The sequence below is a fragment of the Streptomyces sp. NPDC007162 genome (assembly GCF_040634175.1).
Lineage (GTDB): Bacteria > Actinomycetota > Actinomycetes > Streptomycetales > Streptomycetaceae > Streptomyces.
The window spans coordinates 1-6,762 of record NZ_JBEYFC010000487.1 but is presented as its reverse complement, the minus strand read 5'-3'; the positions used below and the strand labels follow the sequence as shown (position 1 = coordinate 6,762).

5 protein-coding genes and 1 pseudogene are annotated in these 6,762 nt (G+C 69.4%); 3 read left to right on the top strand and 3 right to left on the bottom strand.

Translation table 11 applies throughout. The features are described 5' to 3' along the window. Positions 1-327: pseudogene (locus ABZ646_RS36890) on the bottom strand (hypothetical protein); the annotation flags it as partial. Between the two features lie 286 nt (positions 328-613). Between ABZ646_RS36890 and ABZ646_RS36885 the strand changes: the two are divergent. Beyond that, positions 614-1,165, top strand: a complete 552-nt coding sequence (locus ABZ646_RS36885) for a DUF308 domain-containing protein (RefSeq protein ID WP_360529122.1) — start codon at positions 614-616, stop codon at positions 1,163-1,165. Between the two features lie 110 nt (positions 1,166-1,275). On the opposite strand, the gene ABZ646_RS36880 is transcribed toward ABZ646_RS36885, so the two are convergent. Then, the gene (locus ABZ646_RS36880) at positions 1,276-2,481 is read right to left on the bottom strand and encodes a helix-turn-helix domain-containing protein (protein ID WP_360529119.1); all 1,206 of its coding nucleotides are present in this window, start codon (positions 2,479-2,481) and stop codon (positions 1,276-1,278) included. Between the two features lie 304 nt (positions 2,482-2,785). Here ABZ646_RS36880 and ABZ646_RS36875 point away from each other — a divergent pair, with 304 nt between their 5' ends. Further along, positions 2,786-3,376, top strand: coding sequence for an RICIN domain-containing protein (locus ABZ646_RS36875; protein WP_360529116.1), 591 nt, complete (start codon positions 2,786-2,788; stop codon positions 3,374-3,376). Here the strand turns inward: ABZ646_RS36875 and ABZ646_RS36870 are convergent. Next, positions 3,318-4,019 (bottom strand): FadR/GntR family transcriptional regulator, encoded by a 702-nt coding sequence (locus ABZ646_RS36870; protein ID WP_360529113.1) that lies wholly within the window; start codon positions 4,017-4,019, stop codon positions 3,318-3,320. The genes ABZ646_RS36875 and ABZ646_RS36870 overlap by 59 nt on opposite strands. Before the next feature lie 381 nt (positions 4,020-4,400). Between ABZ646_RS36870 and ABZ646_RS36865 the strand changes: the two genes are divergently transcribed. Continuing rightward, the gene (locus ABZ646_RS36865) at positions 4,401-6,632 is read left to right on the top strand and encodes an alpha-L-fucosidase (protein WP_360529110.1); all 2,232 of its coding nucleotides are present in this window, start codon (positions 4,401-4,403) and stop codon (positions 6,630-6,632) included. The last annotated feature ends 130 nt before the right edge of the window (positions 6,633-6,762 follow it).

Sequence of the window (6,762 nt, the reverse complement as noted above, 5' to 3'; positions counted from 1 at the left end):
GAACAGGCCGGTCAGCCGCTTGTCGGCGGTGGCCGGACCGCGTCTGCGTCGCCCGATGGCCAGCAGGCTCAGGCCCCCGGCCAGCCCGGCGGCCATGAGCTCGGCACCCAGGGCCCAGTCGGCCTGGCGGGGCACCAGCAGAATCGTCGCCATGACCAGCGGCGCAAGAAACAGCACGAGGGTCTGCGCCGCGATCGCGCGCAGCCCCGGGTGTCTGGCGACCCGGTTGGCGTTGAGGGACACCGCGACGAACAACAGGCCGGTGAGTGCACCGCTGGCGCCTCCGGTCATCACGGCGAAGCTTTCCCAGTCAACGGGACCGGCCATGTCCTCCCCCTCCCCACGTCGGCAACTGGAACACGACTTCCGGGACAGCTTCCGTGACACTCTCGGGCATTGCCTCGGCGGCCACTTCCCGCGGGGGCCGCGCCGGGACCTCGGTCGGCGTCCGGCGCGTGACGGACTTCGGGTACGTGACGGACGCCGGCATGGGCTCCCCTCCGAATGCGCGTTCTGTCCGCTCCATTCAACGCTCTTCCCTCCTGTGCGAGGGCACGAAGACGGAGCGGGATTTCGGGAGATCGCCCAACAGCAGCGCCGTTAGCTTCGCGGCATGAACAAGAGCCCCGCCGCCCGCCTGGGCGGTTCCTGGACCTGGCAGCTGCTCTACGGGCTGGTCTCGATCGTCATCGGCGTCATAGCCGTCGCGTGGCCCGGTCCGACCCTCGTCGTACTCGCGGTGGTCCTCGGCGCTCAGCTGATCGCCACCGGGGTCTTCCGGCTGGTGGGATCGGCCAGCCTGGGGGAGACCGGTACCGCCCGCACCCTCACCGCGGTCCTCGGCGTCGTGAGCCTGCTGCTCGGGCTGTACGCGATCCGGCACGTCCTGATCACGGTGCTCGCGCTGGGGCTGCTGCTCGGCGTCTACTGGATCGTGGACGGTTTCACCGCCGTGTTCGCGGCGGTCGACCATCCCGGCTTGCCGGCGCGAGGGTGGAACGTCTTCATCGGACTGCTCGGTGTCCTCGCCGGCCTGACGCTGCTGGTCTGGCCGGGGCTCTCGCTGCTGACGCTGTCCTTCATGGCCGGGCTGTGGCTGATCATGCTCGGCGCCATGCAACTTGGCCTGGCACGCCGGATCCGGGCCATCGCCCGTCCGGCCTGACTCCACCTCCGCGGGGTCAGCCTTCTGTGCGGCCTCCGACATCGGTCACGGTCCTGAATTGATCGCGCCACGGCGGGTTCTGCGACTCGGAACGCGTGGACAGACGAGACCTAGTCGAGGGCGTCCGGGCGCCCCGAGGCCGACTGTACGTCCGGGGCGACGGCCTCCCAGGTGACGGCGAGCAGCACAAGGGTGCGGTCCCGCTGATCCTTGAGCGACAGGCCGGTCAGCTTCTCTATCCGGCCCACCCGGTACAGCAGCGTGTTGCGGTGCACCGGCAGCGCGGCCGCCGCCGCAGTGCTGTCGAAGCCGTGAGCGGCGAGACACCGCAGGGTGTCCGCCAGATCCACGGCTTCGGCCCGCTCCAGCGGACCGAAGACTCGCCGGACGATCCGGTCGGAGGCTTCCGGGGAGTCGGCCAGCAGCAGTTCGGGCAGGTAGTCGTCGGCCCGTACCCGGCCCCGGCGTCCGGACCGGGCCGCGATCGCGAGCAATGCGCGCAGGCCGTCGGCCGCCGCGCCGAGCCGGTCGCGGGCGAGTGGCGGGTCCTGGGCCAGGATCAGCCGCGGGTCCTCAAGAAACGCCCCCCAGCCGAACCCGGGTGGTGTCAGCCCGGTCACACGGAGCCCTTCGGTGAACGCGAGCGCTCCTGCCGTACGCAGCCGCGACGCGAGTTCGGCATGCGCGGCGACCGTGGCCCCGGCCAGTAGGGCGGTGAAGGGGCGGTACGGTTCCGCCAGGTCGAACCCGAGCCGGGCGGCCCGGTCCCGGTCCTCGATCGTGACCGGCAGCAGCGCGCACAACCGGTCGAACAGGGCTCGGGCGCGCCGGTCTCCGGCCGTGTTCGGCGCGTCCTGCTGGTCGGTGTAGGCCCGCGCGAACACGTCCACGACCAGGTCGAGGTAGTCCTCCAGACAGCCCCAGACCGTGTCCCACTCCGCGACGAGCACCGCCCGGTCCTCGTCACCCGCCAGGTCGAGCAGCGCCTCCCAGAACATACGTGCACCGCGGCGGTAGACCAGGATGCTGTCCTCGATCGGCTGGCCGGCGACAGCACGGGCGCGCAGGAACTCGTACAGTTCGGAACGGAGGTAACTGTCCGGCGGGATCCCGTTGATCATCCAGCGCAGTACGAGGTCGATGTTCCAGCGCACCACGGCCGTCCGGTCCACCGGCCACTCGAACCCGGTGTAGGCAGGCAACCGGCCGAACCCTGCCTCTATCCGGCGCACCACGACGCCGACGTCGAAGCGCTCCAGTACACGCCGCAGTTCCCCGCCTGCCGTACCCGTGCCGGACGGGGGGAGCGCATTCACAGACCCGATCCTTCCACATCCGTGTGCCGGTCCAGGCTCGCCCCTGACGCCCTCGAACGACTTCCCAGGCGTCGTCCCGCCGGAGCGACACTCGCCCATGCGCCTCTGCCCATGCGCTCGTCGGTGCCACGGCCGGTCCTGACCGGCTCGGACGGTGACCGGTTCGTGGTTCACGATGCCATCGGCTCCCCCGCCGACGACCTGGCCAGTAAGCATGTGCAGGGGAAGGGACCGCCAGCACGGATTCAGGACGCATCGCGTTGAATTGTTCTGTGCGCGCTGAACTGGGTCGAATCGGGCCTACATGGGACTGCACGGCCTCCGGGACGACGTGCTGCCCATCCAGTCCGGACGGGACCTGCGCGACACCTTCGTCCGGACGAACGGCAGCACTCCGCAGAACCCGCCCGAACCGGCCTACGGACGGTTCGACTCGAACCAGCCACCGCCTCCGCCGCCCACCGCCTCCGCCGCCCACCGGCGACCAGGAGATCATCGGCCGGCAGTCGGGGCGCTGCCTCGACATCGACAACTCCACGACCGCCAAAGCAAGTGCCTGGGTGTCGGCCCGTCCGCCGGAAGCGGCAGCCCGGCGGCGATCCGGGACTGCGACGGGCGGGCGGATCAGCAGTGGAACGTCAATCCGGACGGCACGATCACAGCAGTGCGGTCGGGACTGTGCCTGGACGCCGACGACCAGGCAACCGGCAACCGGCGACGGGACCGAGGTCCGGCTGTGGACCTGCACGGGCGGCGCCAACCAGCACCGGCGCCTGCAGAACCGACGGCGCGCCCAGACCCGGCGCCGGGCCTGGCAGGGGACCGGCCCCCGTTCGCTACGCCAGCGGGGTGCTTGAGCGCAGGTGCTCGCGGAGCCAGTGCTCGGTGTTGCTGACGTGCAGCAGGGCCGCGGCCTGGCTCACCGCCGCGTCGCGGGTGCGGAGGGCGTTGTAGATCGCCTCGTGTTCGGCGAGGGTCCGCCCGGCGGACTGGTCGTCCAACTGGCCCCGCCAGATCCGGGCTCGCAGGGTACGGCCCGAGATGCCCTCGAGCAGGGTGAGCAGGCTCTCGTTGCCGGTGGCCGCCACGACCGAGCGGTGGAAGGCCGCATCATGGACGTTGAGCCGCTCGACGTCGTCGCTCGCCTCCCGCATCGCGTCCAAGTGGCCCTTGACCTCGGCCAGTTGGTCGTCGGTGATCCTGGCGGCGGCCAGTCCGGTGGCGAGCGGTTCGAGCAGCCGTCGGACCTCCATGAGATCCAGCAGGGCGCCCGTGTCGCTCTGGAGGAGCTCCACGGCGCCGCCGAGTCCCTCCAGCAGCAGGCTGGGCTGGAGACTGGTCACATACGTGCCGTCGCCTCGCCGTACCTCGAGCACCCGGGCCACGGCCAGTGCCTTGACCGCCTCGCGGGCGAGGTTGCGGGAGAGGCCCAGTTGGGCGGCGAGCTCCGGCTCCGGGGGCAGCTTCGCGCCGGGCGGCAGTGCGCCGGAGCGGATGAGCTCACGGATCTGCCCGATGGCCCTGTCTGTCAGGGACAACGTGAGCTCCTTCCGTGAGCATGCCGTGCGGTCCGGTGCGCGAGTGACCGGGGCGGCGCGTCGAGTGTGGCGCCGATGATACCGGGGATGCCGCGGAGGGTCCGCCGTCGGCGTGTGCCGCCGCCCCGTGGTGCGACGCGGGACATGGGTGAAGCCCTTTCCGACCCCGAAACATTGTATGTTTGCCGCTGGATAAATGGCAGAAGATGGCCTATGTCGGTACAAAACGCCAGGTAGAAACCTGTTTTCATCCCTGCACGCCCGTTGACATGGCAAGGACACATGGCGGACCTTCTTCCGTAACAACCGGCGCGACGGGTGGTGACTGTCGCGCCGGTCCCACCTCTTCCGTCTGCCTCCGTCCGACACAGGGATGCCCCCATGCCCAGTTCGATCAACAGACGTCAGTTCCTCGCCGGTGCCACCTGCGTGGCCGCGGCGGCCGTCGCGGGGGGAGTGTTCGGCGCCGGCACCGCGCAGGCCGCGCCCAGCACCTACACCCCCACGTGGGCTTCGGTGAACCAGCACCCGCCCGCCCCGGAGTGGTTCCAGGACGCCAAGTTCGGCATCTACTTCCACTGGGGCGTCTTCAGCGTCCCCGCCTACGACAGCGAGTGGTACCCCCGCAACATGTACATCAGCGGGAGCAACGCCAACACGCACCACATCGCGACCTACGGCGACCCCTCGGTGTGGCCCTACCACAACTTCATCAACGGAGCGAACGACAAGGCGGGCCACTTCACCCAGTTCGCACCCAGACTCAAGTCCGCCGGAGGGAACTTCGACCCCGACGAGTGGGCGCAGCTGTTCGTCGACGCCGGGGCGAAGTTCGCGGGGCCGGTCGCGGAGCACCACGACGGGTTCTCCATGTGGGACTCGCAGGTCAACGAGTGGAACTCGGTCGCCAAGGGTCCCAGGCTCGACCTGCTGAAGCTGTTCACCACGGCGATCCGCGCCAAGAACCTCAAGCTGCTGGTGGCGATGCACCACGCCTACAACTTCAACGGCTACTACGACCACGTGCCCGCCCAGACCGATCCCAGCCTGAAGAAGCTCTACGGGCAACTGGGCTCCACCGCCGAGAACCAGCTCTGGTACGACAAACTCAAGGAGGTCGTCGACCGCGCCCAACCGGACATCCTCTGGGAGGACTTCGACCTGACCAAGGTCGACGAGACGCAGCGCCTGAACTTCCTGTCGTACTACTACAACCAGGCCAATGCCTGGGGCAAAGAGGTCGTCGCCACCTACAAGGACGGCTACAACAGCCACGGCGAGGTCTTCGACTACGAGCGCGGCGGCCCGGCCGACCGGACCGCGCCCTACTGGCTCACCGACGACAGCATCTCCAGCTCCAGCTGGTGCTACACCCAGGGCATCGGCTACTACAGCACCCAGCAGATGCTGCACTCCCTGATCGACCGGGTCAGCAAGAACGGCAACATGCTGCTGAACATCGCGCCGATGGCCGACGGCACGATCCCCCAGGGGCAGAAGGACGTGCTGCTCGGCATCGGCGACTACCTGAAGCGCTTCGGGGAGTCGATGTACGCGACCCGCGCCTGGACGCAGTACGGCGAGGGCCCGACACGGATGGGCGGGGGCGCGTTCACCGCCCCGCTCGTCGGCACCGCGCAGGACATCCGCTTCACCCGCAGCAAGGGCAACACGGTGCTGTACGCCACCGTGCTGGGCTGGCCGGGCAGTTCACTGAAGATCAAGACGCTCAGCTCGGACCGCATCAACCTCTCCTCGCTCACCTCGGTGAAGCTGCTCGACTCGACCGCCGGCACCTACATCAACCTCGCCGCGCCGACGCAGGACTCCTCCGGGCTGACCGTGACGCTGCCCTCCTCGGCGCCGTTCACCGCGGGCGCCTACGTCCTCAAGCTCAGCTTCTCCGGTCCGATCCCCTCGCTGCGCCCGGCGGTCGGTGCCGTGGTCTACCAGGACGTCAACTACTCCGCGAACTACGCGGTGCTCGACCCCGGCACCTACACGGCCGAGCAGCTGCAGCTGGCCGGAGTGGACCCCCAGAGCATCTCCTCCCTGAGGCTGGCGGCCGGGAACCAGATCATCGCCTACAGCGGTGACAACCTCACCGGCACCTCCTGGACCTTCACCGCCGACAACCCCGACCTCCGGGTCACCGGCCAGAACGACCAGATCACCTCCCTGAAAGTGCAGTTCGATCCGGCCGCCTACTTCCGCATCACCAACGTCACCGACGGTCTGGCCCTGGACAGCGGCGGGAACGTCGCGTCGGGATCCAACCTCAAGCAGTACACCTGGGACGGCAGCCCCAACCTCCAGTGGCAGCTCGTGGACGTCGGCGGCGGCTACTACAAGCTGGTCAACCGCACCAACGGCATGGTCGCCGACGGCTGGGGTGCCACGTCCGACGGCTCCCCGGCCCAGCAGGCGGCCTGGAACGGCAGCAACAACCAGCAGTGGACGGTCACCCACCGCGGCGAGGGCATGTGCACCATCGCCAACCGGACCACCGGCCTCGTCCTGGACGGCGGCGGGAACGTGGCCTCCGGCTCCGTCACCAAGCAGTGGACCTACGGCAGCAGCACCAACCTCCTGTGGACCTTCACCGCCCAGTGACACGGGCGTGAAGGCGGCGAACCGAGGGGATGCCCGGACGGAGAACCGTCCGGGCATCCCCTCGCTCCGCGTCGCGACGGGCGCGGACGCCTCGGTCTCAGCCGACGGATCCCGCCACCGGCAAGGCCTC